This window comes from Telluria sp. ZT3P26, from assembly GCF_059686035.1.
In genome coordinates this window covers 1,616,835-1,643,260 of sequence record NZ_JCASII010000001.1, presented here as the reverse complement: position 1 = coordinate 1,643,260, position 26,426 = coordinate 1,616,835, and the positions used below count along the sequence as shown (strand labels likewise).

The following is a 26,426-nucleotide window of genomic DNA, read 5'->3' as shown; positions in this document are numbered from 1 at the left end:
AGCGCGCCTGCTGTCGTGCTGCCATGCCCATGATGCCACCAAATGCAGCCGGTTTGCCAATTCACGATGGCAGTGCGTTTCGAGAGTAGAATTCGGCTCCAACAAACTAAAGGCACGTGATGAAAAAGACTGACATGGCAAAAGGCGACGCCAAGAAGATTCAAGGCCAGATGGCTGCCCGGGGCGCCGTCGTCGGCGCGCCGGCCAAGGATGCGGCGCCGGATCGCCGCGAACAGCGGGAGCGTGACCGCGCGCTGGGACTGGTGCCGTTCGCCGTCAAGCTCAATGGCGACCTGGTAGCGCAGCTGCAGACGCTGAGCAAGGAACGCGGCGTCGAACTCAATGCGCTGGTGGCGGAGCTGCTGCAAAAGGGTCTGGCCGACTGATTCGCACCAGTCAGAGCTGCGGACTGGGTCCACGTTCGACGAACGTGGACAGCACCACGTAGCTGCGCGTGCCATCGACGCCGTCGATGTCCTGCACCTTGCCCAGAAGCTCTTCCAGACTTTCGGTGTTCTGTGCGCGCACCTTGAGGATCACGCTGCTGTCCCCCGCCACCGTATGGATTTCCTCGATCTCGGGCAGGTTGCCGAGTGCAAGCAGCCGCTTCGTGCTGGTCGCATTCTTCGTATTGACCAGGACAAAGGTCAGCAGCGAACGCCCCACCTTGCAACCGTTGATCGTCGCCACCGTCGCCTTGATCACCCCGTCGCGTTTCAGGCGCTTGACACGATCATGCACCGCCGGTGCCGACAAATGCAGTATGTCACCGAGTTCGGCATAACTGCGCGAACTATTCTCGGCAAGCAACCCTAACAGCGTTCGGTCCATGGCATCGAGTCTGGCCGCTGCATGACGCTCCTGCCTTACGGCATTCGTATCTTCTATTTTATTAGGCATTATCGCTTTACTCCTTAATGGTGTAAGTCCCAGTATGCACACATCGACTACCATTAGCCAAGTGAGAACAGTATGCCAATTGCCCTCTGGGCCCTCGTCATCGGGGCCTTCGGAATCGGAACCACCGAATTCGTGATTGCCGGCTTGCTGCCGTCCATTGCCGCCGATTTTGGCGTCTCCATCCCTGTTGCCGCTTACCTGGCCACCAGCTATGCGCTCGGCGTTTTCGTGGGAGCCCCGGTACTGATCCTGCTCGGGACACGCACCTCCAAGAAAACGATGCTGGTCTGGCTGGCCGTGCTGTTCGTGATCGGCAACCTGGTCACGGCCATGGCGCCGACCATCGAGGTTGCCATCGCCGGCCGCCTGATCACGTCACTTACCCATGGCGCGTTCTTCGGCATCGGCTCGGTGCTGGCAGCCGACCTGGTCCCGAAAGCGATGCGTGTGCGCGCTATTGCCTTCATGTTCTCGGGACTGACCGTCGCCAACCTCGTGGGCGTGCCTGCGGGCACGTGGCTGGGTCAGCATGTCTCGTGGCAGGCCACGTTCTATGCCATTGCCGTGATCGGCGTGGCAACCGTGATCGCCGTACTGACACTGATTCCGGCGACACCGAAACCGGCGCCCCAGCGCATCGGCCACGAGTTTGCCGCCTTTGCCAATACCAGGGTGTTGCTGGCCATGGGCATCACCGTCCTGGGCCCGGCCGCCTTCTTCACGTCGATCACGTATATCGCGCCAATGATGACGGGGGTGGCCGGTTTTTCGGAGGGCGCGATTACCTGGCTGCTGATGGTGTTCGGCCTGGGCCTGTTCGTGGGCAACTGGCTGGGCGGACGCTATGCGGACCGGGCCCTGATGCCAATGTTGTATGGCACCTTGCTGGCGCAGGCGCTCGTGCTGTTCGTGTTTTATTTCGTGGCCGCCAGCCAGATCGCGTCGGTCGTGTGCATTTTCCTGATGGCTGCCTTCGGCTTCGCGACCGTCTCGCCGATCCAGAAACTGGTGATGGACAAGGCCCGTGCAGCGGGTGCTCCGACACTTGCAGCGGCAGTGAATATCGGCCTGTTCAATCTGGGCAACGCACTGGGTGCGTGGCTCGGTGGCTGGGTCATCGCGCACGGCTTCGGCTTCAGCGCACCGAACTGGGCAGGTGCCATGATTTCGCTTGGCGCACTGCTGCTGGCGGTCGCCTCGGGCCTGCTCGACCGACGCGACAGGCAAGCCGCAACGGCCACCGAAACGGCGCGCCTGCTCGCCATCAAACAAACTGCTGCCACCTGCGGCTAACACGCGGCAAACGACGACAGCAATATTGCTTGACAAGACTTTCTGGCAATCCTAAAGTGATATCACTTTGATGTCACACCCACCCAGAAGAGGTCACAGCATGAACGCATCGCACACCCGCCGCGAAAAGGCATTTTCGTCCGCGAATGGCTATCTGGCCGCCTGCGCCGGCATCGTTTTCCTGCTGGGTGCGGCGTACCTGTTCAAGACCGGGATCGAGACGCCCGACGGCCTGTTTCTGCTGGGCGCGGTCGCGGTGGGGTTGGCCGGCCTGCTCTGCCTGACGGGCCTGTTCATGCTGCAGCCGAACGAAAGCGCCATCCTCACCCTGTTCGGCAAGTACATCGGCACCGACCGCAGCGAAGGCCTGCGCTGGGCCTTCCCGCTGTACGTCAAGCGTCGTCTCTCGCTGCGTGCACGCAATTTCAACGCTCCTACGCTGAAGGTCAACGACAAGCGCGGTAACCCGGTGGAAATCAGTGCGGCCGTCGTCTGGCGCGTGCGCGACACCGCGCAAGCCGTGTTCGAGGTCGACGATTTCGAGCGCTATGTCTCGATCCAGGCCGAAGCAGCGCTGCGCCACCTGGCCTCCCAATACGCCTATGACGAAGGCGAGGATCTGCCGCAGGGCGAGACGACGCTGCGCGCCGGCATGGATGTCGTCGCCGACGCGCTCAAGACCGAACTGCAGGCGCGCTTCGAGGCGGCTGGCGTCGAGGTGCTCGACGCCAAGCTGACCCACCTGGCCTACGCCGCCGAAATCGCCCAGGTCATGCTGCGGCGCCAGCAGGCCGAAGCCATCATCAGCGCCCGCAGCAAGATCGTGCATGGCGCCGTGAGCATGGTCGAAGCGGCACTCAAAGGCTTGTCGGAGCGCGGCATCGTGGAGCTGGACGACGAGCGCAAGGCGGCGATGGTCAGCAATCTGCTCGTGGTACTGTGCTCCGACAAGGAAACGCAACCGATCATCAACACGGGCACGCTGTACAACTAGCGGCCGACCAGCATGGCAAGTCCAGGAAAAAAAGCATTCGCGCTACGCATCGACCCGGCGCTGTGGGATGAACTGCAGCGCCTGGCCGCGCGCGACCTGCGCAGCGTGAACGCGGAAATCGAATTTTTGCTGCGCGAAGGCCTGGCCCGGCGCGGGGTGAAACTGGCCGAGTCAAAGGGCCAGAGCGATACTGACGGAGAAAGCTGACGGCGGGACTATAATCCAGGCTGAACCTCTGCCGGCCTATCCCATGATCCCCGCATCACCCTCCCCATCCGCACCAATCGTCAACATCCAGGCGCTCAAGTCCTGCGCCGCGTGCAGCATGCACCAGCTGTGTCTTCCGATGGGCCTGGAAGACGCCGACATCGTGCGCCTCGACCAGATCATCGGCCGGCGCCGGCGACTGGTACGCGACGAGCGCCTGTACCAGGTGGGCGAGCCGTTTCGTAACCTGTATGCGGTGCGCTTCGGCCACTTCAAGACCTTCCAGGTCAACGCCGCCGGCGAAGCCCAGATCACGGGCTTCCAGATGGCCGGCGAATTGCTGGGCATGGACGCGATCAGCGGCACCCACCATTGCGACGCCGTCGCACTGGAAGACAGCGAGGTATGCGAAATCCCGTTCGTGCGTCTCGAAGAACTGTTCGGTGAAGTGCCGGCGCTGCTGCGCCACTTCCACCGCATCATGAGCCAGGAAATCACGCGCGAGCAGAACGTCATGCTCCTGCTGGGGAATATGCGCGCCGAGCAGCGCTTCGCCGTCTTCCTCGTCAACCTGTCGGCGCGCTACGCGGCGCGCGGGTATTCAAGCACCCGGTTCCAGCTGCGCATGTCGCGCGAAGACATCGGCAACTACCTGGGCCTGACCATCGAGAGCATCAGCCGCCTGCTGTCACGCTTCAAGAAACAGGGCTGGGTCGACGTCGACAAGCGCGAACTCACGCTGCTCGATCCGGCCAAGCTCAAGGCACTGGCGGCGGGCACGGATGTGTGCAGCCCGATGGCGTGACACCGGGACCGAAGCAGGTAGCACCCGGCGCGCCCTGTTGGCGCAAGGTGCGGTACCCGGTGTCAATGCCAGCAGGCGCAGCCCGGCGGACGTAAGATCGGCATCGAATCGTCGTGACGATTCATCGACGATGCCCTGACTACCTACCTGACCATTTGCCATGATTCCTGCCCGTCCCTTCCTGACTTTGCTGTTGTCCGCGCTGATCCTCGGTGCCCCGCTTCCGGTGGCCGCATCGATCCTGCCCGACGTGCCGGACATCAGCGCCGTCACCGACTACCGCCCGAAGATTCCGCTGCGCGTCTACAGCGCCGACAAGGTGCTGATCGGCGAATTCGGCGCCGAGCGGCGCGACTTCGTGCAGATTGCGAAGGTACCCGCCCTGATGAAGACCGCCGTGCTGGCGATCGAAGACACGCGCTTCTACGAGCACGGCGGCATCGACTGGATCCGCGCACTGGGCGCGGCCAAGGCCAATATCACCGACTTCGGCAGCCAGGGCGCGTCGACGATCACGATGCAGGTGGCGCGCAACTTCTTTCTCTCGCGCGACAAGACGCTGCCACGCAAGCTCACCGAAATCGCGCTGGCCTACAAGATCGAAAAGGCGCTGACCAAGGACCAGATTCTCGAGGTCTACCTGAACCAGATCTATCTGGGCCAGCGTTCGTACGGCTTTTCCAGCGCGGCGCGCACCTACTTCGGCAAATCGCTGAACGACCTGACGCTGGCGGAAACAGCGATGCTCGCCGGCCTGCCGCAGAATCCGTCCAGCAGCAATCCCGTCACGAATCCGGCTGCGGCAAAGAAGCGCCAGCACACGGTCCTGCGCCGGATGTTCGAGTTGAAAGCCATCACCGAACTGCAGTACCGGCGCGCGCTGGCCGAGCCGTTGACGCTCAAGCGTGACGGCGCCGGCTACGGCGGACGCGCTGCCTGGGTCGCCGAGATCGCGCGCCAGGCCGTGCATACGCGCTTTGGCGCGGCGGCCTACGAACGTGGGATCACGGTGACGACGACCGTCATCGCCGCCGAGCAGGAGGCCGCCTGGGATTCGGTACGCCGCAATGTCGTGGCCTACGACCGGCGCCACGGCTACCGCGGCCCGGAGGCGCGCATCCTGCTACCGGCAGCGGGCGATGCGCGGGACGATGCGGTGGCCGCCGCGCTGCAGAAACACCCGGCCGTGTACGGCTTCGTGCCCGCCGTCGTCGTAAGCGCCTCGGCCAAACGCGTACGGGCTGCCACGTCGAGCGGCGAGACGATCGAGATCACCGGCGCCGGCCTGCGGTTTGCAGCAGGCGCGCTGGCACCGGCTGCGAAGGCTGGCATCAAACTGTCCCCCGGCGCCGTCATCCGCCTGAGCAAATCGCAAGGCGACTGGGGCATTACGCAACTGCCCGAAGTGGCAGCCGCATTCGTCGCCGTCGATGCCGGGACGGGCGCCTACCGCGCGCTGGTCGGCGGCTTCGACTTCGGGCTGCACAAGTTCAACCACGTGACCCAGGCCTGGCGCCAGCCGGGATCGAGCATCAAGCCGTTCGTGTACTCGGCGGGCCTGGAGCGCGGGTTCTTCCCCGGCACGCCGATTCTCGATGCGCCGCTCGACCTTGGTGGCGAAAACGGCGCTGCCGGCTGGTCGCCCCGCAATGACGACAATACCTTCGAGGGCCTGGTGACGGTGCGCCATGCGCTGACGCGCTCGAGGAACGTGCCCACCGTGCGCATGCTGCAGGCGATCGGCGTGGACGACACGCGCGCGCACCTGGCGCAATTCGGCTTCGACGCCGCGCGCCATCCGCGCAACCTGACCATGGCCCTGGGCACGGGCGCCGTCACGCCGCTGCAGATGGCCGGCGCCTACGCGGTGCTTGCGAACGGCGGCTCCCGGGTCGAGCCGTGGCTGATCGCCCGCATCCAGGATGGCGATGGGAAGGTCGTCTACGAACACGCCCGCAAGGAACCGGTGCGCGTGCTCGATGCGCGCAATGCCTTCATCACCGACAGCATGCTGCGCGACGTGGCGCGCGTGGGGACGGCGGCGGCCGCATCACGCCAGCTGGGGCGCAGCGACCTGGCCGGCAAGACCGGCACGACGAGCAATGCGATCGACGGCTGGTTTGCCGGCTACAGCGGCCCGGTGGTGGCGGTGGCGTGGATGGGCTACGACGAACCGCGCTCGCTGGGCGGGCGCGAATTCGGCGCGACGCTCGCACTGCCGATCTGGGTCGACTACATGCGCGTGGCCTTGGCCAACGCACCGCAGCGCGCGCCGCTGGTGCCTGAGGGCGTCGTGAATGTCGCTGGCGACTGGGTGTATGCGGAGTATGCGGATCAGCAGCAGCTGGAAACGCCCCCACCGCAGGTGGACAGCATCGACGCGCTGATGGAGAACCTGCTGCAGGAACGCCCGCCGCGCCAGTAGCTACAGCTCGATTACCAGCGCCGGACGATACCCTTCCTGCTCGCCCTTGCTCAGATACCCGAGCGGGTTGGCCACGACGCGGCAGCCCCACGACAGCGGGCCGTCGCGGCCCTCGACCACATAGTCGTTCGCGCAATGCAGGTGGCCATGCATCCATACCTGTGCGCGTTTGAACAACGCGTCCAGCGAATTGCAGAAGCCGGCCGTGCCGGGCGTCCTGCCGTAGCGCGGGTCAGCGCTCTCGAGGCTCGGCGCGAAATGCGTGACGACGACCGTCTTGCCCTCGAACGGCGTGGCCAGTGCCGCGCGCAGCCAGGCCTGGCAATCGAGCGACAGCGCGCGGATGCCTTCGCCCAGTACCGGCTCGCCATCCCTGATGGTCGTGTTCTTGCTCAGGTAGTAGTTCGCGGCGCGGAAGGCCTTGGTGCGCTGCTGCAGCTGCCTGGTCAGCGGCGCGCCCTCTTCCACCAGCGCGTCGAAATCGCTCCACAGCGTGGTGCCGATGAAGCGCACGCCATCGATCGTGACGATTTCGCGATCCAGCCAGGTGATGCCCAGGCGCGCGCAGGTGTCTTGCAGGCGCGCGTAGGTGGCGTCGTAATCGAGCGCGTCGAATTCGTGGTTACCGGGGATGAACAGGACCTGCGCCTGCGCCAGGGCAGGCACCAGCAGTGGTGAAAAACGTTCCAGCCCGAAGTCCTGCGTGAGCAGGCGCGAGCCAGGCTGGTACGAGCCGATGTCGCCGGCCAGCACCACGACGTCCGTGCCGGGGAGGATCTGCGGCTGGAAGTCGGGGTACCGTTCGAGGTGGAGGTCGGAAAAAAGCTGTATGCGCATGGCCGGCGAGTATAGCGCAAGCGCCATCTGCCGGCCCGCAACGCACGGGTTTTAGAACCCGATATTCGCCGTCAGGCTGGCCGAACGCGCCACGCCCGGCGTGTAGCGGTAGCCGCTTTTGTTGATCGCAACGACGTATTTTTCGTTGGTCAGGTTGTACACGTTCAGACGCAGGTCGATGTTCTTCGTCAGGCGGTAACCCAGCATCGCATCGACCACCCAGTACGAATCGGTGTAGGCCGGGGTGCCGATGGCGCCATCGGTGCCGCGTTTGAGCTTGTCCGAGAAGCGCGCGCCGCCGCCGATGCGCAGGCCCCACGGCAGGTCGTACGAGGTCCAGGCGGTGAACGATTGCTTCGGCGTGTAGGTCAGGCTGTTCTCACCCGAGGCAGTCACGTTGCGGCCACGCTCGACGCTGGTGTCCATGTACAGGTAGCCAGCGCTGACGAGCCAATGCGGTGCCAGTTCGCCCGTCGCACCCAGCTCGATGCCCTGCACGCGCTTCTCGCCCGTCTGGTAGTACTGCAGGTCGACCGGATCCTGCTCGACCTCGTTCTTGACATCGGTGCGGAACAGCGCGCCCGAGAGCGACAGCTTGGACTTGAGCAGATCGAGCTTGCCGCCGAATTCCGTCGTCGTCGACTCCTGCGGATCATAGATCGGATTCTGCGCGCTGTTGGCATTGCCCGAGACGGTGAAGTTGCCGCCCGGCGGCTGCTTCGAGCTGGCCACCATCGCATACACGCTGCTGTTGGCGGTCGGCTTGTACAGGGCCGACAGTTTGCCGTTGACCAGGTTGTCGCCGACCTTGAAGCGGTTCGCCACGAGCACGTTGTTGGTCAGCGCCACGGTCGAATAGTCTGCGCGGAAATGGTCGACCCGCACGCCGCCATTGATGATCCAGCGCTCGCCGATCTTGGCGGTGTCGAACAGGTACAGGCTCTGGGTATCGACCTCGCCTTCGTTGTAGGCGCCGGTGCGGCGCGCATTCACGGGCGTGGTCGGCGCGTCGTTCGGGTTCGGGTTGTAGATGTTCGCGGCCGGCAGCGTGCCCAGGCCCGTCAGGCCCCAGGTGGTCTGGCGTTCGCTGGTCAATTCCAGGCCAGTCACCAGCGTGTGCTTGACTGCGCCGGTGTCGAACTGCGACGTCAGCGTCGTCACGTTGGTCAGGATTTTATTTTCCTGGTCCTTGCCGGTGCGGATGCTGCGCGCCAGGGTCCACGTGTTCGGGTCGGCCGGATTCGGGGTGCCCAGGTTGGCGGCGCTGGTGAGGAATGCGGTCAGCAGGTAATCCTGCGATGTCTTGCCGTAGCGGCTCGTGTTCTGCAGCTTCATCGTCGGCGAGAAGTCATGCTCGACGCGCACCGTGGCCATGTCGGCCTTCACGTCATCGTAGTCGCCGGTCGAGCCATAGAAGTTCTTCGGATCGACCTTCTTGCCGGCGCTGACGAAGGGACGGGTGCGGTCCGGGCTCGTGTAGCCAGGCAGGCCGATGACGAACACGCCGCCATCGGGGATGTTGTTCTGGTCAACGTGCAGGTAGTCCAGATGCACGCGCGTGGCGCCGTTCAGGCCAAAGCCGATGCTCGGCGCAATCGCCCAGCGCTTGTTCTCGACCACGTCGCGCGAGGCGCTGCCGGCATCCTGGGCCAGCACGTTCAAGCGCAGCGCGATGCCGCGCTCTTCGTCGAGCACCTGGTTGGCGTCGGCCGTGATGCGCTTTTGCGAGCCGCTGCCGCCGGTAATCGCGGTCGACATCGCATTGGTCATGCTGGCCTTCTTCGACACCAGGTTGACCGAGCCGGTCGGCGAACCGCGCCCGTTGTCGGTGCCCGCCGGGCCCTTGAGCACTTCGATCTGTTCAAGGTTGAAGACGTCACGCGAGATCGAGCCGATGTCGCGCACGCCGTCGACGAAGATGGAGCTGGATGTGTCGAAGCCGCGCATGAAGATCGCGTCGCCGGTGGTGGTGTTGCCGTTCTCGCCGAGGAAGAACGCGCCCACGCCTGGCGTGTTGCGCAGTGCTTCGGTCAGCGTCAGGGCGCCCTGCTGCTCGAACAATTCCTTCTTGATGACCTGGAGCGTCTGCGCGGTATCGACGAGGCGCTCGGTGTACTTGGGCGACGACGCCTGTTCGGCGCGGAACGCGTTTTCATATTTGCCGACGATTTCGACCTTCGTTTCCGGGACGACGTCGAGGGGTGCCGCTGCATCGATGCCGGCAGCCTGCGCGCCGAGCGGCAGCAGGACAGCGGCCAGCGCGGTGCGCATGACCTGGTTGCGGGTGGACGAATGCTTGCGGCTTGTTATTGCTTTCATGGCGAGACGGTCTCTCTGGTGTGAGTGAGTGGAAACACTGCTTGAAAAACAATGATTCTACCGGGAATGTAAGGACATGTAAACGATAATCATTATCATTTGCATTCGTACCCCACGGGTTTGAGGCGGATCACGCGTGCTGTCAAGCGTTGTTCCTTCGTGGATGCGAGACGCCTGGAGACGCGTCCCGGCGATTTCCTGTGAAGATGGCGACTGCGGTTGCCGTTGCGGTTGCGGCGAATCTGGCCACTGGTGACGATGTTGGCGAAGGGTCGTGGTCTTCGCCCTTCGATAGGGCTTCGGCAACGATCTTGCACTGCGACGGGTGCAGTCGGGTTGTCTGTCGGCGCAGCGTTTTCGGCGTGCGTTTCACCGACGCTTCACAGCGTCATTGCCACGCCGCAGGCATGTGAATAACTTGCAACAACGTGAAAAAAACGAATCGTGCGCGCAACATAATTCACGGCTTGTCTTTAGTATTCAGCCTTATCATTTTTTTAATAACCAAGGAAATATCGTAATGAATACTGTCTCAGTCCGCCTCTTGTCCAGCCTGGTCCTGATGGCCGCATCGTTCTCGGCATCGGCCGGTCCGCTTGTGGTCAGGGCACTGGAAGTCAAAGGCGTATTCAATGAAAAAGTCGGTCCTGCGCCGCAATGCGCGTCCACCCTCGGCGGCAAGCTTGCCGGCCACGGTGAGACGGCCGAAGGAACGCCTGTCGCGTTCGTCGGCGGGGATTGCTTCGCCCAGTCTGGCACGACGTTCACCTTCAGCAACGGCAAGTTCATCCTGCTGTATCCGAACGGCGACCAGATTTTCGCGAACTACGGCGGCCAGTTCGTGCCCACCGGCGCCGGCACCGCCTACGTCATGAACGGCGGCACGTTCACCATCACCGGCGGCACCGGCACCTACTCTGGCGCACTCGGCGGCGGCTATCTGAGCGGAACGGAAGACTTGTCCAACGGCGCCGGCACGATTGGCTTGTCGGGTCGCGTCTACTACAAGCTGAAGTGATCGCTGAAACAACGCCGAACTGCGTCGCAACAGCCTGAGAAAAAAGAGCGGCATCTATCCCGATGCCGTTCCATCTACACAGCCGGGGTCAGGTCTGACATTCGGACACGACCTTAGCCGTAACAACTGCCGAGAATGCCTTGCCCGGCATCTACAGCCGGGGTCAGGTCTGACATTCAGACACGGCCTTAGCCGTAACAACTGCCGAGAATGCCTTGCCCGGTATCTGCATAGCCCGGTACCAAGTAGTTACGATTACCCGACTGTTGGGCTCGTGTCCGAATGTCAGACCTGACCCCGGCTGTTCCGATGTCCCGACTGTTGGGATCGTGTCCGAATGTCAGACCTGACCCCGGCTTTTCCGAATGTCGGGCCGGGCACCAGAACGTTCGCTCCCTGGCTTATACGCCGATCGATTCGCTCCAGTCGCCCCTGGTCGTGAAATAGTCTTCCATCCTGTTCATCCAGCGCGGTGCGTGGCGGTCGCTGCTCCACTCCTCGAGCATGACGTTGATCTCCCTTCGGGTGCTTTCGGGAAGATCGATCGGGCTGGCGTCGTCGGTCAGGACCGCATGCACCAGTTTGTAGCCGGCCACCCGGAACAGGAAGCGGACCAGTGAAAACTCAGGGCTGAGCTTGCGGATGACGCGGTCCATCAGCTTCGCAGTGCCCATGCCGATGCCGAACACGCAGCGTGACGCGAGCGATGCGCGCGCGTGGAAGCCCAGGTCACGCGCGGTTGCTGCGCTGGTCAGGTACTCGACCACGAGTGCGGCGGCTGGCTGCAACATGACATGCGGAATCGATTTCTCGATGGATCCCAGCAAGGCGCCGCCCAGCGCACCGCGCGGGTCGTCCGCCAGCGGCCTCGCCCGCGCGCGCGCCTGCAGGCGTGCAAACAGGATGGCGGCGTCGTCCATCGTATGCGCCATCATCCGCGTATCGATGCCCAACAGATAGCCAACCACGTTCCACAGGTGCAGGTAGGCGTCCTCGTCCGCCCTGGCAAAGCCGAGGCCGAGTCGGCGCAGGCCACGCAGATAGACGAAGCCGAAGGTCAGCAGCGTATATGCGAGTTCTTCCTGGTTGCACGGCACCCCATCGTTGGCCGGATTCCATCCGTGGGCAAGCGCCTGGCGGAAGGCGTTCTCGGTGCGGGCAACCGGTGCCAGCGGTGGCACTTCCTGCAGCTGGCCCTGGGCGACATATTCCTCCGGGCTACCGCGCAGGAACAGGCGGCGCATCACGGCGTGGATGAATCGGGCCTTCAGCACTTTCGGCCGGCCCGCGCCAGGCGCCTTGCGCAGGCCGCCGCTCATCAGGGCCGCCATGATCATCGCGGACGTCGCGCGGATGCGCTGGTCGGTCATTTTCTCGAGATTGCCGGTAGCGCGCAGGACCGTCGAGATATCGGGAACGACATACACTTCCGGCAGGCAGGCGCAAAAGAACAGGATGCAGGAGACGACACCGCCTTCCCGGAACAGCTGTTCTGCCCGCTCGATCTGCTGGTGGTCTGCCCATTCCGGCAAGGCCGCGCATGCCTCGACGAGTGCAGCGAGCGCATCCTGTTCGCCGTGGAGCGTGCGCCGCTCCGCGATTCCGGCAGCGATATCCTGATTGAGGGACAACGGCCGCAGGAAGGCAAACGCCTGTTGCAGCGCGCGCAGCTTGGCGTCCGTGCCAGCGTCCGTGTCGCCCTGGCTCGCGAGCAAGGCGGCCACAGCGCGGTCGGCCGCGGGGTCGCCGCGGTACTTGAAACCATCGATCAGTTCATCGGACCACTGCATGCGCGTCACCCTGTCAACTGGCGGCAGCATCGGACCGGAAAGACCAGTTCTGGTACGTCAGCAAAGCGGCAAGCAGGGGGATGCCCATCGCGAACAACACGATCGTCCGCGTTTCGACAGGTTCGCCGTGCATCATCAGAAATACCATCAGGTCCCCGTAGATCAGGATCGGCACGAGCGCATGCACTTTCTTGAACGGCTCCGTGCCGGCAGGCTGCGGAGTGGGACGGGTCAGCAGATTGAACAGCACGGCAATCACCGTCGAAATCGTCATCCAGCCCACAAAGCCCTGCAGGGTTTCCCCGAACCAGTAGCCATCGGTCTTGAGCATGATCCATGCCTTGGCGACGAAGACCATATACGGGTCCGCTCCGAGGTCGTAGGCCGTCACGAGCATGCCGCAGAATACGGAGGAAGCGATGATCGTACCGACACCGCGGGTTGGCGCGACCGGCGTGCGGTACAGGATGATGTTGCCGAGAACGAGGCACATATGCACGAGGTTGAACCACATCAGCGGAATCACGACCGGCACGCCCAGCAGCCGCAATCCGAGTCCGTCCGTGAAATCGTAGTCGCCGAAGAACCAGCCGTAGTTCTCACCCATGTACTCGACGAAGAAGCCGATGCCCACCGCCAGGACCACGAGCCTGAGGCCCGTCCGCACGCCATACAGGTGCATCGCGCTCGACACGCACGTGACGAACATCAACACCGAGACGATGAACATGGTTTCGACGCTCAGATGCAATGCTGCGGCGCCCATTGCGCACAGCAGCAGGGCGAACGCCCCGAAGGTCAACAGGGTAAAACGGTTATTCGAGAAGCTCATCTACATCCTCAGCAGGCGACAGGGGCAACCGAACCCGGACTACGTGGGGAAGTCCCGGGATCCTGACGCTGCGAGAACATGCTCCCAGGGTCCTTCCCGCCCGATCGGACGCGCTGAACAAGCACGCTTTTCGAAGTGGCAAGCAATTGCAGGCGCCATTCTATGGGGGCGGTTGCGACAGGTCAACTTTTATGCCGATGAAGAATTGCACGATGCAGCCTGGATATGTGGCATGCATATTTGTCGGATCTCGGCACAGGATCGGGGTCAGGTCTGACATTCAGACACAGGCTCTGCAGTGAGAAACCGGTGTCCGTCCGACTGGAACACGCATAGCGTTGTGCCTGTGCCCGAATGTCAGACCTGACACCAGAATGGACGTGTTTTCCAGGCCCCCTGCAGTTCAGTTTTGCTCTATTCCGGAGTCTGGCGTTTGAGGCGGTGTTGTCGGCAATGTGCGACCAGCGCATCGATGAACACCCGGAGTCGTGATGGCATGAGCCTGTTGCCAGGCCAGACGACACTGACCGGCATCGGGTACGGCCTGAAGTCTGGCAGCACCTCGACCAGATCACCGCGTATCAATTCGTCCGCCGCCATGTAATCGGGCACCTGGGTCAGTCCCGCACCGAGGCGCGCTGCCTGCACCAGGGCTTCGCCGTCGTCGAGGATGACGCGGTATGGCGGATACAGGTTGATCATCGATCCATCAAGCTGGAGTTGCACCGGCCTCTGCCGTCCCGACGTCGGGTTGCGGAAGACGACAAAATCATGTTCCGGCAACTGGTCGGGATGCGCCGGCAAGCCCCGACGCGCCAGATAGGCAGCGCTGGCACACAGCGTCAGGTGCTGTTCATCCACTTGTCGAAACGCGAGCCGTGAATCGTCGAGCGGCATGATCCGCACTGCCGCATCAAGGCCTTCCCGGATCAGGTCGCACTGCTGGTCTGACAGGCGTACGTCAGCACGCAGTTCAGGATGGTCGCGCAGCATGCGTGCCAGGACCGGCATGACCATCTGCTTGCCATAGGTGATGGGAAGGCTGATTCTCAACTCGCCGCGCGGTGCAGTGTTTGTACTGGCCGCCAGATGTTCGAGTTCGCCGATGTCGGCCAGTATCTTCTCGCAGCGGGCATGCAAGACCTCGCCGTCGGCGGTGAGCTGGACCTGGCGCGTGGTACGGTGAAACAGCTTGACGCCGAGCTCGCTCTCCAGATTGCTGATGCGTTTGGCGACAGTGGACGGTGTCAGCGCCAGTTCCCTGCCCGCCTGGGCAAAGCTGCCATGGCGGGCGGCGCACGAGAAAGCAATGAAACGACCAAAACCGCTCATGATGCCCTCACTCTGACCAGAAAGATTGAAGAAGGATTTTCTCCAATATTAGTCAAGTGGCGTGTCTTTTAAAACCATCCGTCGCCGCCGATACTGTATTGACGCCATCACCCGACGGCATCCATGAGAGGAGAACAGCCATGCATGTGATTTCCAACCAACAGCCTTTGCCCAGCGCCCTTCCGGGCATTGCCCATGTCACCCTTGCTGGCCATGAGGAAGGGCTGAGCAAGCTGTCGGTCTGGCAGCAATCGGTCGCGCCTGGTGGCGCCACGCCGCCACATCGGCATGATTGCGAGGAAGTGGTGATCTGCAGCAGCGGTACCGGGGAGTTGCGTCTGGGCGAAAAAGTCGAACGGTTTGCGCGCGACATGACCGTCGTCATTCCTGCCAATGTCGAACACCAGATCATCAATATCGGGCGCGATCACCTGCAGTTCGTTGCCGTATTTTCGATGTCCCCCGTGCTTGCTTGCCTACCAGACGGTACTGCAATTGAACTTCCCTGGAGGTCTTGACGCCTGAACACCAGAACAGGCAAAGCGCGGATCCCTGGCACTGAAGATTTTGCAAGTGCGTACGACTGGTTCGGCCCAGTGGATGCGCACCATGTCCCGGTCCAGCATTGCAAGCCGGACCACATGCCAGCGGACATGCGCGCTTTATGAAAAACATCCCCACGCAGGGACAGGCCTGCATGGGGATGTCGTCGTCACATCGGCTCGAAAAAAACCCGCTAACGCACCGCGCCCGACATCACGCCTTCTTCTGCCCCGCAATCCAGTTATCCACCAGATTGCCCAGCACATCCAGCGGCACTGATCCGGCGCCAAGCACCAGGTCATGGAACGCCGGCAGAGAGAACTTGTCGCCCAGTTCGGTCTGCGCCTTCTGGCGCAGTTCCAGGATGCGCAGCATGCCGATCATGTAGGCATTGGCCTGGCCGGGCCAGACGATGTAGCGCTCGGTTTCCTGCACGCCCATGCCGTAATCGATCGCCTGCTGGCGCGTCCAGTTCTTGGTGTGCAGGCCGGTGTCGGCCACCAGGCGGCGGGCGCGGAACAGTTCCGACCCCAGCGCGCCAAGCAGCCCCGGCACGTCACCTTCATACCAGCCCTGCTCGACCGCCAGGCGCTCGGTATACAGCGCCCAGCCTTCCGAGTGGGCGCTGCCGCCGCTGAAGATGCGCTGGCTGCGGAACTTCGGCAGATCCTTCATCTCCTGCTGGATCGCGAGCTGGAAGTGGTGACCCGGCACCGCTTCGTGATACGACAGGCTGCGCATGCGGATCATCGGGAACGTCGGGCCGACCAGCGGCACCCAGAAGATGCCCGGGCGCGTGCCATCCGGCGCAGGCATGCTGTAGTGGGCGGCGGCCGACGGCTCCGTCATCGGCGGCACGCGGCGCACGTCCACCGGCGCGCGCGGCTTGAGGTTGAACAGCGGCGCGCTGCGGCGTTCGGCGTCGCGCACCATCTCGTTGTAGCTGGCGATGATGCCCGGGCGCGGATCGCCCTCGCCTTTCGGCTGGAAGCGCGCGTCGAGCTGCTTCATGCGCGCTTCGATGCCGCCTTCGCTCAGGCCCAGCGACGTCAAGTGCTTGTCCATCTCCGCTTCGATGCGCGCCACTTCGCGCAAGCCGATCGTGTGGATCTGGTCGGCGGTGAGCTTGGTGCTGGTGAAGTTTTCCAGTGCGCGTGCGTACGCGGCAGCGCCGTTCGGCAGGCGCGAGATGCCTGCCACGTCAGTCGTCGCCGGATGGATCTCGGCCATGAAAGCCTGCACGCGCGCATACGCCGGGCGCACCTTCGTTTCGACGATGCTGGTGGCGCGGGCGATGGCGGAGCTACGCGCTTCCGGCGTCAAATCTTTCAGCTCGGCGCTGCGCTCGGTCAGCGAGGTCACGAACACGTTCCCGGCAGCCGAAGGCTTGAGGAAGTGGTCGACCTGGAACTGGGCGCGCTCGAGGATGAAGCGTGGCGGGATCAGCTTTTTGGCGGCAGCGGCGCGGGCGCGCACCAGGGCCTCGTCCATGCGCATGCCTACCTGGTCCAGGCGCGCCAGATAGCTGTCGACGTCCTGCTTGTTGCGCATCGGGTGCGTATTGGTCATGAAGTTGACCAGGCCATTCTGCACGCCGCTGAACTGCGAGAACACGAAGTTGTAGTCCTCGAATGGCTCGTTCGCGATCACGTTGTCCAGCGACCAGCGCATCACCGATGCCGAAATCTTCTGGGTCGCATCCAGCGGGGCATTCTTGAAGCCGTCGAGACGCTTGAGGCCTTCGCGGGCCAGCGCCACGGCCTTCTGGCGATGCGCGGCGGTCAGCGGCGTCAGTTCGCGATCCAGGCGCGCCTGCTCGGCGCCGCTGAAGTACTGGGTCGAGGTGGCCGACTGTGGCGACAGGCGGACCCAGTCTTCGGCGAAGCGGTCGGCCCAGACGTTGAACGCAGCGTCCGGTTTACTCGCGCTGGCCTGTGCGACCGGCGCGGGCGCGGCGGCTGCCGGCAAGGCCACCCCGGCAAGCATGGCGGGAACAAACAGGGCGGCGATGAGGGCGCGCGTACTGCGCTGGCGGGTCAATGGCATGTCGTGGGCTTCCTTGTGATTGTCTGTCGTCGGCGGTGGCTGCTTTTTGCCGTGAAGAATCTAACATGGAAGTAAACAGATCGACAACATGGGTGTTGCGGGGCGGCGTAAGTACTGCGCTGCCGAAAACGACGCCCTGTCAGTCCGTATAACCGCGCGCCGCCGTGATCATCCGGTCCTTGAAGACGCTCTCACCACAGTAACAAAGCAGCGCGGCCGCGCAGCAGGCCAGCACCTTCCAGCCCAGCAGCAGGCTGCCGATGCACACGACCGCCGCGCCGATGGCCAGCCGGATCGCGAACGTGCGCCGGGTCATGCCGAACACGAAGCGGCTGCGCGGCCGCGTGTGCAGGAACACGACGAACATCAGCCAGTAGGCAATCGCGTAGACGAAGTACAGCAGCGCACCGATGCCCAGCGCGAAGCCGACGCCGGGCACGCGAAACGCCAGCAGCCCGCCAAGGCCGAGGGCCAGCCAGTACAACATGAGGTTCCGGTACTGCACATGCTCTCCTGATCGATCGATAGCGGCATCTTACAATACGGGCACCATTCATCCGACCAGGCGACCCTCCCATGCAGGCACTGCGCGACAAGCTGGAACAGCGGCAGATCGCCATCTACTTCGGCGCCGTCGCGCTGGCACTCATCGTGGCAGGCTTGACGCCGGCAACGACGGGGCTGGCCACTGTCGTCAATCCGGCCCTGGCCTTCATGCTGTTCGTGACCTTCCTGCAGGTGCCGCTGGCAGAACTGGGCCGGGCTTTTACGCACCTGCGCTTTCTGGCCGCGCTGCTGGTCACCAACTTTCTTGTCATTCCCCTGCTGGTGGCGTGCCTGCTGCCGCTGGTGCCGGCCGACCCGTTGATCCGGCTCGGCGTCCTGCTGGTGCTGCTTGCGCCCTGCATCGATTACGTGGTGACGTTCTCGCACCTGGGCCGCGCCGATGCGCGCGCCCTGCTGGCCGCGACGCCCGTGCTGCTGGTGGCGCAGATGGTGCTGCTGCCGGTCTACCTGCGCGTCCTGCTGGGCGAGGAAGCGGCCGCCCTGATCCAGCCGGCGCCATTCATCGATGCCTTCGTCTGGCTGATCGCGGCGCCGCTCGTGCTGGCAGGCGCGGTGCAGTGGTGGGCGGCGCGCACGCGCACCGGCGCGCAAGCCGCCACGGTGCTTGGCGTATTGCCGGTGCCGGCCACGGCGCTCGTGCTGTTCGTCGTGGTGGCGTCCGTGCTGCCGCAGCTGGGCCAGGCGCGCGCTGCGGCGCTGGCCGTCATCCCGGTGTACCTCGCCTTTGCCGTGCTGGCGCCGCTGGCCGGCTGGTTCGTGGCGCGGCTGTGCCGGCTGGCGGCGCCGGCCGGGCGCGCGGTCGCCTTCAGCGGCGCCACCCGCAATTCGCTCGTGGTCCTGCCACTGGCGCTGGCCGTGCCGGGCGCGGTGCCGCTGCTGCCGGCGATCATCGTCACGCAGACGCTGGTCGAACTGGTCGCCGAGCTGGTCTACGTGCGCGCGATCGCGCGCCTGGGCGCCCGCGACACCGACTGACGCTTGCCGCAGCGCAGACGCCGGTGTGGCGTCGTGGCACAACCTGCCCCGCATCAAGGATGCTCGCACGGCGCACGGTCATGATGTTTCCACTTGGAAACCAATGGAGACTGCCGTGGAAACCCTCCTCGATGCCGCGCCCGACGCGCCGTCAACAATCCCCAGCAAGGCCTGCGCGCTCGATGCGAGCCTGCCGCTGTGGAATCCGCGCGCGGCAACATACCTGGGCCTGCTGCTGTCGCCCGCCTTCAGCGCGTACATCCACATGTGCAACTGGGATACGCTGGGCGAGGACGACCAATCGCTCGAAGCGCGGGCCTGGTGCTGCATGATGCTCGGTTACTTCGTCACGTTCGGCGTCCTGCTCGGCGTCAGCGACATCGTCGGGCGCAACCTGGCGCCCCCGGTGTCGGCAACGATCGGCATCCTGGCCGGCTGGCATGCCTGGGGCGGGCGCGCGCAGGAGCGCTATATCGCGGTGATCACGGGCGGAGCCTACCGGCGCCGCCCCTGGCGCCGCGTCATCCTGGCGGCGCTGGCCGTGCTGGCCGTGCTGGTCGTGGCGGTGGCGGTCGTGGTGCGGGTCGTGCGGACCTGATCTGCGTCCTAGATCGTGCGCGAAAAACGTGACGCCTCGGCGTGCTGCCCGAGGTAGCGATCGAACACCATGCACAGGTTGCGGATCAACAGGCGGCCCTTTGGCGTGACGCTGATCCACGCGTCCTCCACCAGCACCAGGCCGTCGGCCTGCAACGCACGCAGGGCCACCAGTTCGGCCGCAAAGTAGTCGCCGAACACGATGGGAAACGCCTGCTCGATCGCGGCGACCGACAATTCGAACTGGCACATCAGCTTCTGGATGATCGCGCGGCGCAGCAGGTCGTCCATCCCGAGCCGGATGCCGCGCTGCAGCGGCAGCGTCCCCTCGTCGATCAGCGCGTAGTAGTCGTCGAGCGTCTTGGCATTCTGGCTGTAGGTCGCGCCCACGGCGCCGATGCTCGACACGCCGCACGCGACCAGGTCGGCATCGGCATGCGTGGAGTAGCCCTGGAAGTTGCGGTGCAGCCGGCCCTGGCGCTGGGCCACGGCAAGGTCGTCACCCGGCTTGGCGAAGTGGTCCATGCCGATATACACATAGCCGGCCGCGCCCAGGCGCTCGATGCACAGCTGGAGCATGCCGAGCTTGGTGTCGGCGCCCGGCATGTCGGCCTCGAGGATGCGCCGCTGCGGCTTGAACAGGTGCGGCATGTGGGCGTAGTGATACACCGAGATGCGGTCCGGACTCGCCTGGATGACTTTTTGCAGCGTCTGCGCCATGCTGGCCAGCGTCTGCTTCGGCAAGCCGTAGATCAGGTCGATGCTCACCGAGCGAAAGCCCGCGGCGCGCGCCGCATCGATGATCGCCACCGTCTCGGCCTCGGGCTGGACGCGGTTGACGGCGCGCTGCACATCCGGATCAAAATCCTGCACCCCCAGGCTGATGCGGTTGAAACCCTGCTGGCGCAGGCTGTGCACCCGCTCGGGCGACACGGTGCGCGGGTCCACTTCAATCCCGTACTCACCGATCGCATCCGGCGCAAACCGGAAGCTGGCCTGCAGATGCGCCATCAGGTCGTCCATCTGCGCATCAAGCAGATAGGTCGGCGTACCGCCGCCAAAATGCAGTTGCTCCACATCGTTCATGCCGGCAAAGAGCCGGCTCTGCATCGTGATCTCGCGCTTGAGGTAATCGAGATAAGTGTCCGCCCGCTCGCGCTTGCGCGTGACGATCTTGTTGCAGGCGCAGTAGTAGCAGACGGTGTCGCAGAACGGAATGTGCACGTACAGCGACAGCGGGCGCCCGCCGCGCTGGCGCCGGGCTGCCACGGCGGCCAGATAGTCATCGGCGCCGAACCCCGCATCAAAACGGTCGGCGGTGGGATACGAGGTATAGCGCGGCCCGGACTTGCCCAGCCGGGCCAGTAACGCACCATCGAACTGGGCAGCGGGAAAGACAATGGCGGAACGTGCAGAGGAAGAAAATTCGGCGTGACCCGGCATGATGAAGAACTCCAGCAAAGAATAGCAATAAGCTGTGGCAATGACCGCGTTGCAGGAAGCAACGCAGCGCCAACAGCGATCAGCTTATTGATCCGTACCGGATGATTCCATGCGGTGCATCAAACGCGGCCAAACCCGCTGGCGCCGGCCGGGTTGTCGTGCCAAATTTGAAGACCGACAGCGCCAGCGACAGGCGCGCCGCCTCATCGGCCACATTGCCCGAGGCCGCCGCCGATTCCTCGACCTGGGCCGCATTGCGCCGCGTGATCGCATCGAGTTCCACCATGGCGGCATTCACGCCGTCGATTTCCCGCGCCTGCTCGCGGCTGGCCGCCGTGATCGCACTCATGATCGCGGTCGCATCGGCCACCTTGCCGACCACGTCGCGCATCGTCTGGCCGGCAGCGCCCACCAGTTGGCCGCCCTGGCCGACGTGGGCGCGGGACGCCTCGATCAGGCCCGTGATTTCGCGGGCGGCGCCGGCCGTGCGCTGGGCCAGGCTGCGTACTTCACCGGCCACGACCGCGAAGCCGCGTCCCTGCTCGCCGGCGCGGGCCGCTTCGACGGCGGCATTGAGCGCCAGCAGATTGGTCTGGAACGCGATGCCATCGATGAGGCCGATGATGTCGCCGATCCGGCTCGACGAGGCGCTGATTTCCTGCATCGTCGCCCCCACCCGTTCTACCGCCTGGCCACCGTACCCGGCGACGGTGGCCGCGGCCAGCACCATGCCATCGGCGCGCACGGCGCTGTCCGTGTTGCGGCTCGCCGCCTCGGCGATCGTGCCCAGGCTGCCCGCGGTTTGCTCCAGGCTCGCGGCCTGCGCTTCGGTGCGGCTGGCCAGGTCGGCATTGCCGACGGCGATCGCCCGGGTGGCGTGTTCGATCGAACTCACGTTGTCGCGTACGTCGCCGATGACCGCCGTCAGATTCACGGTCAGCTGGCGCAGCGCCAGTTGCAGGCGGCCCATCTCGCCGCTGCCAGCTGCCGACGTCGGCGCCGGGTGCGCCAGGTCGCCGCCGGCCAGCGCGTGGACGGTCGCAATCGCGTCGTGCAGTGGCTGCACGACGCTGCGCTGCAGTCCGTACCAGGCCGCCAGTGTGGCCAGCGCGCCGGCACCGGCAGCCGCACGCCAGACGCCATCTCCGCCCGCCAGGCCCAGCGCTGCCAGCAACAACGCCTGGCCGCCCATCAGCCAGCCGAGCCGCTGGCCGAGCGGCGCATCGCGCAGCAGGCGCAGCCCGCGATCCAGACCCAGGCTGCTGCGCACGACGCGCCCGCGCACGATGGCCAGGCCGCGTGCTTCGTGGTCCGTGAACTTGCGATACAGCGCGTCTGCTGTCTCGACCTGTTCGCGCGTGGGCGCGGTGCGCACCGACATATAGCCTGTCACCTGGCCGTGCTCGCGGATTGGCGCCACATTGGCCACCACCCAGTAAAAGTCGCCGTTCTTCCGCCGGTTCTTGACCAGGCCGGTCCAGGGTTCACCGCCCTGCAGCGTGCGCCACATGTCGGCGAACGCCTCGGGCGGCATGGCCGGATGGCGCACCAGATTGTGGGCCTTGCCCAGGAGCTCGGCTTCGGAAAAACCGCTGGCCTCCACGAAGCTCGGGTTCACATACGTGATGCGGCCCTTGGTATCGGTTTTCGAGACAATCGACTGCCCCGGTTGCAACCGGTATTCGGTCGTGGTGACGGGCTGGTTGTGACGCACTGCGTTCTCCTTGAGGTTTCCTTGATGCAATTTTTAAATTGTACGGACAGCTTTCGTAAAAAAATTTGATGTGGATCAAATATGGCCAGGTCACTCCGCTGTAGTGCGTGCGAGATCCTTGGCCAGGGTCAACTTGTTGCTTTTCAGGATAAACTTGGCACATGGATAACCTGACCCACTCCCTGATCGGCCTGGCCCTCGGCGAACTTGTCGACCGCGCCCTGCCGGCCCACCTCGACCCGCAACGCGGGCGTACCCGTCGCCGCGTCCTGCTGGCCACCGGCGCGCTGGCCAGCAACTTCCCTGACCTCGACCTGGTGCTCACGCCGTTGCTGGCCCCGCCGCTGGGCTATCTGCTGCACCACCGGGGCCACACGCACACGCTGCTGTTCGCGCTGCCGCAGATCGCGCTGTTGCTGGGCCTGATGTGGCTGCTGTGGCCGGGTGCGCGGCGGCTCATGCAGGGCGACCGGACAGCGCGCAACGCGATCCTTGCCACGGCCGCCCTTGGCATGGTGCTGCACCTGTCGTTCGACTTCCTGAACGTGTACGGCGTGCACCCGTTCTATCCGCTCGATTCGCGCTGGCTGTATGGCGACATCGTGTTCATCGTCGAACCCGTGTTCTGGACCGCCCTGGGCGTGGCGCTGGCGCTGCGGGTGCCGGGGCGCGTGCTGCGCTGGCTGTTCACCGGGCTGATGCTGGCCGCGCCGGTACTGTTTTTCACGCTGGGGTTTCTGCAGTGGGCGTCGCTCCTTGGACTGCTGCTGCTGGCCGGCGTGGTCGCACTGGCCTCGCGCCGGCCCGGCATCACCGGCCTGGTCACTGCCGTCGTCGCCTGCCTCGGGTTCATTGCCATCCAGGGTGTGGCCGGGCACCTGGCGCGCGAACAGATCCGTAGCGCATTGGCCCAGGTGGAACCGGGCAGCCGCGTGCTCGACATGCCGTTGTCGGCATTCCCGTCCAACCCGCTGTGCTGGTCATTCGCGACCGTGACCGACAATGGCGGCGCCGGTAGTTATGCAATCCGCCTTGGCGTGCTGAGCCTGGCGCCGGGCGTGACCGGGGTGGAAGCCTGCCCCGCCCGCTTTGGCGGCATGCCAGGCAGCACGCCTGCCGACTTCGCCTGGAAGTATCGCGAAGGCGGCAGCCTGGCCGGCTTGCGCGGCCTGCAGCGCGACAATTGCCAATTCGACGCCTGGCTGCGCTTCGCGCGCGTTCCGTCGCTGATCGATGGCAAGGCCACCGACATCCGCTTCTCGGCACCCGGCGAGGACAATTTCTCGACGCTGCCGTACGGGGCAATGGCCAGCCAGCCGTGTCCGGCGCCCGTGCCCCAGTGGGGACGGCCGCGGGGCGATCTGCTCGGCGAGCGCGAGGTCAGCCCGTAACCAACCGGGCCGGTCAGCAGTGCGCGCCTGAACACGGGAAAGGCGCGACACTACTCCCGTCCGCTCACACAACAAGGAAACCACGATGACGACCGAACTGACCCTGCTGGCCTGGACCCTCGTGCTGGCGCTGGTCCAGATCATGCTGGTGGCCAACCTGCGCACCGCCGAGACCGGTATCCAGTACAACGCCAGCGCCCGCGACGGCGAGGCGCCGCCGCCGCGGCCGGTGACTGCGCGCCTGCAACGCGCACAGGCCAACCTGTTCGAGACGCTGCCGCTGTTCATCGGCGCGGTCCTGATCGCGCACGTGTCGGGCAGCGAAGGCGACCTGACGCTGTGGGGTTGCTGGATGTATCTGATCGCGCGCATCGTCTACATCCCGCTGTATGCCGCCGGCATTCCGTACGTGCGCTCGCTGGTCTGGCTCGTGTCACTGGCCGGCCTGGTCATGGTGCTGGCGGCTGTGCTGACTGCTTGACCTGCATCAAACGCGCGCCTGACATGGGCGCGCGCCGGGCGTATGCTTTTCTCGTCGTGCAGCGTTGCACGCCCCATACGAACGGAGTCAACCATGTTCAAGACTATCCTGGTGCAGGTCGACGGCGGTGCGGGCCAGGCCAGCCGCTTGCGCGCGGCGGCCGTGCTGGCCGAGATGCACGGCGCCCACCTTGTCGGTGCCGGCGCCACCGGCATCTCGCTGGCCAACTATGCAGTGCTCAACGGCGGCATGGCCGTGCCATTGTCCGACCAAGCGTTCGAGGCACTGCGCGAGGACGTGCGCACCCGTCTCAGCGCGTTCATCGAGCAGGCGCAGCGCATTGGCATCGCCGGCGCCGAAGTGCGCCTGTTCGAAGGCAGCACGCACGACGGCCTGCTGCTGCAGTCGCGCTATGCCGACCTGATCGTCGTCAGCCAGCCAGACCCGCACGATCGTTTCGGTGCAGAACACGGCTTGCCGCAGACGCTGGCGCTGGGCGGTACACGTCCCGTGCTGGTGGTGCCCCCCGCCTACGACGGCGCGCCAATCGCCGGCAACGTGCTGGTTGGCTGGGATGGCTCGATGCCGGCCCAGCGCGCCATCAGCGCCGCCCTGCCCCTGCTCGTGCAGGCCCGCAGCGTCACGCTCGCGCTGATCAACCCTGAGCGCCAGGCCGAGCTGCACGGCGAAGAACCGGGCGCGGATATGGCGCTGTACCTGGCGCGGCACGACGTGAAGGTCAATGTCGTCGTCGAGCATACCCGTGCACGGGAGAGCGATGCACTGATGGCGTTGGCACGCCACCGTCATGCAGACCTGATGGTCATTGGCGCCTTCGGCCACAGCCGCTACCGCGAATGGTTCCTGGGCGGAGTCACGCGCGATTTGCTCGGCAGCGCGCCCGTGCCGCTCCTGATGGCGCACTGATCGCACCATGGGTTTTCGCCATCATCCTGGCGCTGGGGCGGGCGCCGTCGGCGCCGCCATGCGCCACGCGCGGCGCCGCCTGTGCATGCGCCTGACATGTGCGCTCGATCCGGTCAGCACGCCGGACGCCAGCTTCGTGCGCGAATTTCCCGCGCTGATCGCGCTCGTCGAAGCGGGATTCCGGCACGAAGAAACGGTGATGGAATTGCTCGGCTACGAGCGCCGGCACGATCACCTGGCCGACAACGCCATCGTCCTGGCGGCGCTGCACCGTGCCTTGCCGCTGGTTGAAGAAGGCGATATCGCGCTCGGCCGGCGGCTCGTCGCGGTGCTGCTCGATCTGCTGTCGCTGCATCGCCTCTGCACCGACCTCGCGCTCGTGACGATGCCCGGCCTGCCCGCGGGCCGCCAGGGCAGCCATCTTGCAGGCGCCTTGAAACGGCGCGACTACTTCAAGCCGTCACGCTGACGCCGGATGACCTTGCCCGCCACCATGAACGTGCCATCGCCCTTGTAATGCAGCGTTTCCGGATGCCGCGGCCGCGCCGCCGCGCGCGCCGCCACCACTTCCCAGATGAAAAAATCATAGCGTTCCACCAAGCTGTCGTCGTGCAGCCGGCACTCGAACTGCGCGTGACATTCGCGAATGGACGGCGCTGTTACCAGTTCGCTGGCCTCCGGCGTCAGGCCGAACGCGGCAAACTTGTCGGTGTCGACACCCGATGTCGAGCCCACGCCCAGCACCGCCTCGAGCTGGCTGCTGGTCGGCAGGTTGATCACGCATTCGCCGCTGGCGCGGATCAGGCCATGGCTGTGGTTCGCCGACGAGATCACGCAGCCGATCAGTGACGGCGAAAATTCCATCACCGTGTGCCAGCCCATCACCATCACGTCGCGCTCGCCCGCATGGGCGGACGTGACCAGCACCACCGGTCCTGGCTCGAGGAAGCGGCGCACCTCGTGCAGCGGCAGGTCGGGCTTGCGCGCCAT

General features: G+C 64.9%; 25 protein-coding genes. 14 read left to right on the top strand and 11 right to left on the bottom strand.

The genetic code is table 11. The annotated features are described in order from the left end of the window. The first annotated feature begins 119 nt into the window (after positions 1-119). Positions 120-386, top strand: coding sequence for a hypothetical protein (locus AC56LN_RS07255; RefSeq protein ID WP_183553191.1), 267 nt, complete (start codon positions 120-122; stop codon positions 384-386). Between the two features lie 10 nt (positions 387-396). Here the strand turns inward: AC56LN_RS07255 and AC56LN_RS07250 are convergent, their stop codons facing one another. Next, positions 397-831 (bottom strand): Lrp/AsnC family transcriptional regulator, encoded by a 435-nt coding sequence (locus AC56LN_RS07250; RefSeq protein ID WP_499570664.1) that lies wholly within the window; start codon positions 829-831, stop codon positions 397-399. Between the two features lie 141 nt (positions 832-972). Here AC56LN_RS07250 and AC56LN_RS07245 point away from each other — a divergent pair, with 141 nt between their 5' ends. From AC56LN_RS07245 to AC56LN_RS07225, 5 genes are all read left to right on the top strand, one after another. Next, entirely contained in the window at positions 973-2,193 is a 1,221-nt protein-coding gene (locus AC56LN_RS07245) for an MFS transporter (RefSeq protein WP_499570663.1), read from the top strand. Positions 2,194-2,293: 100 nt separating this feature from the next. After that, entirely contained in the window at positions 2,294-3,187 is an 894-nt protein-coding gene (locus AC56LN_RS07240; protein ID WP_499570662.1) for an SPFH domain-containing protein, read from the top strand. Between the two features lie 12 nt (positions 3,188-3,199). Then, positions 3,200-3,394, top strand: a complete 195-nt coding sequence (locus tag AC56LN_RS07235; RefSeq protein WP_499570661.1) for a type II toxin-antitoxin system antitoxin — start codon at positions 3,200-3,202, stop codon at positions 3,392-3,394. A gap of 43 nt (positions 3,395-3,437) precedes the next feature. Next, positions 3,438-4,199, top strand: coding sequence for a fumarate/nitrate reduction transcriptional regulator Fnr (gene fnr / locus AC56LN_RS07230; RefSeq protein WP_499570660.1), 762 nt, complete (start codon positions 3,438-3,440; stop codon positions 4,197-4,199). Positions 4,200-4,359: 160 nt separating this feature from the next. Further along, positions 4,360-6,624, top strand: a complete 2,265-nt coding sequence (locus AC56LN_RS07225) for a penicillin-binding protein 1A (protein ID WP_499570659.1) — start codon at positions 4,360-4,362, stop codon at positions 6,622-6,624. Here AC56LN_RS07225 and AC56LN_RS07220 read toward each other — a convergent pair whose 3' ends face one another. After that, positions 6,625-7,461 carry a metallophosphoesterase gene (locus AC56LN_RS07220; RefSeq protein WP_499570658.1) on the bottom strand — a complete coding sequence of 279 codons (837 nt, stop codon included), beginning with the start codon at positions 7,459-7,461 and terminating at the stop codon, positions 6,625-6,627. A 51-nt stretch (positions 7,462-7,512) separates the two neighbouring features. Continuing rightward, a complete protein-coding gene (locus AC56LN_RS07215; protein ID WP_499570657.1) occupies positions 7,513-9,780 on the bottom strand; it encodes a catecholate siderophore receptor Fiu in 2,268 nt (755 codons plus the stop codon). A 520-nt stretch (positions 9,781-10,300) separates the two neighbouring features. On the opposite strand from AC56LN_RS07215, the gene AC56LN_RS07210 reads away from it, so the two are divergent. Beyond that, positions 10,301-10,798: a hypothetical protein gene (locus tag AC56LN_RS07210; RefSeq protein ID WP_499570656.1), complete on the top strand. Its 498-nt coding sequence runs from the start codon at positions 10,301-10,303 to the stop codon at positions 10,796-10,798. A 401-nt stretch (positions 10,799-11,199) separates the two neighbouring features. Here AC56LN_RS07210 and AC56LN_RS07205 read toward each other — a convergent pair whose 3' ends face one another. From AC56LN_RS07205 to AC56LN_RS07195, 3 genes are all read right to left on the bottom strand, one after another. Continuing rightward, on the bottom strand, positions 11,200-12,588 hold the full coding sequence (locus AC56LN_RS07205) for an oxygenase MpaB family protein (RefSeq protein WP_499570655.1): 1,389 nt from the start codon (positions 12,586-12,588) through the stop codon (positions 11,200-11,202). 13 nt (positions 12,589-12,601) lie between these two features. Further along, on the bottom strand, positions 12,602-13,420 hold the full coding sequence (locus tag AC56LN_RS07200; protein ID WP_499570654.1) for a carotenoid biosynthesis protein: 819 nt from the start codon (positions 13,418-13,420) through the stop codon (positions 12,602-12,604). Positions 13,421-13,834: 414 nt separating this feature from the next. After that, a complete protein-coding gene (locus AC56LN_RS07195) occupies positions 13,835-14,752 on the bottom strand; it encodes a LysR family transcriptional regulator (protein WP_499570653.1) in 918 nt (305 codons plus the stop codon). 140 nt (positions 14,753-14,892) lie between these two features. Here AC56LN_RS07195 and AC56LN_RS07190 point away from each other — a divergent pair, with 140 nt between their 5' ends. Continuing rightward, positions 14,893-15,270 carry a cupin domain-containing protein gene (locus AC56LN_RS07190; RefSeq protein ID WP_499570652.1) on the top strand — a complete coding sequence of 126 codons (378 nt, stop codon included), beginning with the start codon at positions 14,893-14,895 and terminating at the stop codon, positions 15,268-15,270. Between the two features lie 238 nt (positions 15,271-15,508). Here the strand turns inward: AC56LN_RS07190 and AC56LN_RS07185 are convergent, their stop codons facing one another. Together AC56LN_RS07185 and AC56LN_RS07180 are read right to left on the bottom strand one after the other, a co-directional pair. Then, the gene (locus tag AC56LN_RS07185) at positions 15,509-17,341 is read right to left on the bottom strand and encodes a DUF885 domain-containing protein (RefSeq protein ID WP_499570651.1); all 1,833 of its coding nucleotides are present in this window, start codon (positions 17,339-17,341) and stop codon (positions 15,509-15,511) included. A 139-nt stretch (positions 17,342-17,480) separates the two neighbouring features. Next, the gene (locus AC56LN_RS07180) at positions 17,481-17,828 is read right to left on the bottom strand and encodes a hypothetical protein (RefSeq protein WP_499570650.1); all 348 of its coding nucleotides are present in this window, start codon (positions 17,826-17,828) and stop codon (positions 17,481-17,483) included. 89 nt (positions 17,829-17,917) lie between these two features. On the opposite strand from AC56LN_RS07180, the gene AC56LN_RS07175 reads away from it, so the two are divergent. Next, entirely contained in the window at positions 17,918-18,883 is a 966-nt protein-coding gene (locus tag AC56LN_RS07175; protein ID WP_499570649.1) for an arsenic resistance protein, read from the top strand. Between the two features lie 115 nt (positions 18,884-18,998). After that, positions 18,999-19,481 (top strand): hypothetical protein, encoded by a 483-nt coding sequence (locus tag AC56LN_RS07170; protein WP_499570648.1) that lies wholly within the window; start codon positions 18,999-19,001, stop codon positions 19,479-19,481. An 8-nt stretch (positions 19,482-19,489) separates the two neighbouring features. Here the strand turns inward: AC56LN_RS07170 and hemN are convergent, their stop codons facing one another. After that, entirely contained in the window at positions 19,490-20,923 is a 1,434-nt protein-coding gene (gene hemN / locus AC56LN_RS07165) for an oxygen-independent coproporphyrinogen III oxidase (RefSeq protein WP_499570647.1), read from the bottom strand. 79 nt (positions 20,924-21,002) lie between these two features. Next, complete coding sequence (locus AC56LN_RS07160; RefSeq protein WP_499570646.1) at positions 21,003-22,637, bottom strand: methyl-accepting chemotaxis protein; 1,635 nt, start codon at positions 22,635-22,637, stop codon at positions 21,003-21,005. Positions 22,638-22,798: 161 nt separating this feature from the next. Between AC56LN_RS07160 and AC56LN_RS07155 the strand changes: the two genes are divergently transcribed. From AC56LN_RS07155 to AC56LN_RS07140, 4 genes are all read left to right on the top strand, one after another. Continuing rightward, on the top strand, positions 22,799-24,028 hold the full coding sequence (locus AC56LN_RS07155; RefSeq protein ID WP_499570645.1) for a metal-dependent hydrolase: 1,230 nt from the start codon (positions 22,799-22,801) through the stop codon (positions 24,026-24,028). Positions 24,029-24,113: 85 nt separating this feature from the next. Beyond that, positions 24,114-24,509 (top strand): MAPEG family protein, encoded by a 396-nt coding sequence (locus AC56LN_RS07150; RefSeq protein ID WP_499570644.1) that lies wholly within the window; start codon positions 24,114-24,116, stop codon positions 24,507-24,509. 93 nt (positions 24,510-24,602) lie between these two features. Then, positions 24,603-25,436 (top strand): universal stress protein, encoded by an 834-nt coding sequence (locus AC56LN_RS07145; RefSeq protein ID WP_499570643.1) that lies wholly within the window; start codon positions 24,603-24,605, stop codon positions 25,434-25,436. 7 nt (positions 25,437-25,443) lie between these two features. Next, a complete protein-coding gene (locus AC56LN_RS07140) occupies positions 25,444-25,905 on the top strand; it encodes a hemerythrin domain-containing protein (protein WP_499570642.1) in 462 nt (153 codons plus the stop codon). Here the strand turns inward: AC56LN_RS07140 and AC56LN_RS07135 are convergent. Further along, positions 25,884-26,426 (bottom strand): flavin reductase family protein, encoded by a 543-nt coding sequence (locus AC56LN_RS07135; RefSeq protein WP_499570641.1) that lies wholly within the window; start codon positions 26,424-26,426, stop codon positions 25,884-25,886. The genes AC56LN_RS07140 and AC56LN_RS07135 overlap by 22 nt on opposite strands.

Coding starts and splice junctions, on each gene's coding strand:
- AC56LN_RS07150 (WP_499570644.1), top strand. CDS start 24,114: ATGACGACCGAACTGACCCTGCTGGCCTGGACCCTCGTGCTGGCGCTG.
- AC56LN_RS07245 (WP_499570663.1), top strand. CDS start 973: ATGCCAATTGCCCTCTGGGCCCTCGTCATCGGGGCCTTCGGAATCGGA.
- AC56LN_RS07240 (WP_499570662.1), top strand. CDS start 2,294: ATGAACGCATCGCACACCCGCCGCGAAAAGGCATTTTCGTCCGCGAAT.
- AC56LN_RS07255 (WP_183553191.1), top strand. CDS start 120: ATGAAAAAGACTGACATGGCAAAAGGCGACGCCAAGAAGATTCAAGGC.
- AC56LN_RS07135 (WP_499570641.1), bottom strand. CDS start 26,426: ATGGCGCGCAAGCCCGACCTGCCGCTGCACGAGGTGCGCCGCTTCCTC.
- fnr (WP_499570660.1), top strand. CDS start 3,438: ATGATCCCCGCATCACCCTCCCCATCCGCACCAATCGTCAACATCCAG.
- AC56LN_RS07200 (WP_499570654.1), bottom strand. CDS start 13,420: ATGAGCTTCTCGAATAACCGTTTTACCCTGTTGACCTTCGGGGCGTTC.
- AC56LN_RS07195 (WP_499570653.1), bottom strand. CDS start 14,752: ATGAGCGGTTTTGGTCGTTTCATTGCTTTCTCGTGCGCCGCCCGCCAT.
- AC56LN_RS07225 (WP_499570659.1), top strand. CDS start 4,360: ATGATTCCTGCCCGTCCCTTCCTGACTTTGCTGTTGTCCGCGCTGATC.
- AC56LN_RS07205 (WP_499570655.1), bottom strand. CDS start 12,588: ATGCAGTGGTCCGATGAACTGATCGATGGTTTCAAGTACCGCGGCGAC.
- AC56LN_RS07220 (WP_499570658.1), bottom strand. CDS start 7,461: ATGCGCATACAGCTTTTTTCCGACCTCCACCTCGAACGGTACCCCGAC.
- AC56LN_RS07185 (WP_499570651.1), bottom strand. CDS start 17,341: ATGCCATTGACCCGCCAGCGCAGTACGCGCGCCCTCATCGCCGCCCTG.
- AC56LN_RS07175 (WP_499570649.1), top strand. CDS start 17,918: ATGCAGGCACTGCGCGACAAGCTGGAACAGCGGCAGATCGCCATCTAC.
- AC56LN_RS07235 (WP_499570661.1), top strand. CDS start 3,200: ATGGCAAGTCCAGGAAAAAAAGCATTCGCGCTACGCATCGACCCGGCG.
- AC56LN_RS07180 (WP_499570650.1), bottom strand. CDS start 17,828: ATGTTGTACTGGCTGGCCCTCGGCCTTGGCGGGCTGCTGGCGTTTCGC.
- AC56LN_RS07250 (WP_499570664.1), bottom strand. CDS start 831: ATGGACCGAACGCTGTTAGGGTTGCTTGCCGAGAATAGTTCGCGCAGT.
- AC56LN_RS07190 (WP_499570652.1), top strand. CDS start 14,893: ATGCATGTGATTTCCAACCAACAGCCTTTGCCCAGCGCCCTTCCGGGC.
- hemN (WP_499570647.1), bottom strand. CDS start 20,923: ATGCCGGGTCACGCCGAATTTTCTTCCTCTGCACGTTCCGCCATTGTC.
- AC56LN_RS07210 (WP_499570656.1), top strand. CDS start 10,301: ATGAATACTGTCTCAGTCCGCCTCTTGTCCAGCCTGGTCCTGATGGCC.
- AC56LN_RS07145 (WP_499570643.1), top strand. CDS start 24,603: ATGTTCAAGACTATCCTGGTGCAGGTCGACGGCGGTGCGGGCCAGGCC.
- AC56LN_RS07215 (WP_499570657.1), bottom strand. CDS start 9,780: ATGAAAGCAATAACAAGCCGCAAGCATTCGTCCACCCGCAACCAGGTC.
- AC56LN_RS07140 (WP_499570642.1), top strand. CDS start 25,444: ATGGGTTTTCGCCATCATCCTGGCGCTGGGGCGGGCGCCGTCGGCGCC.
- AC56LN_RS07155 (WP_499570645.1), top strand. CDS start 22,799: ATGGATAACCTGACCCACTCCCTGATCGGCCTGGCCCTCGGCGAACTT.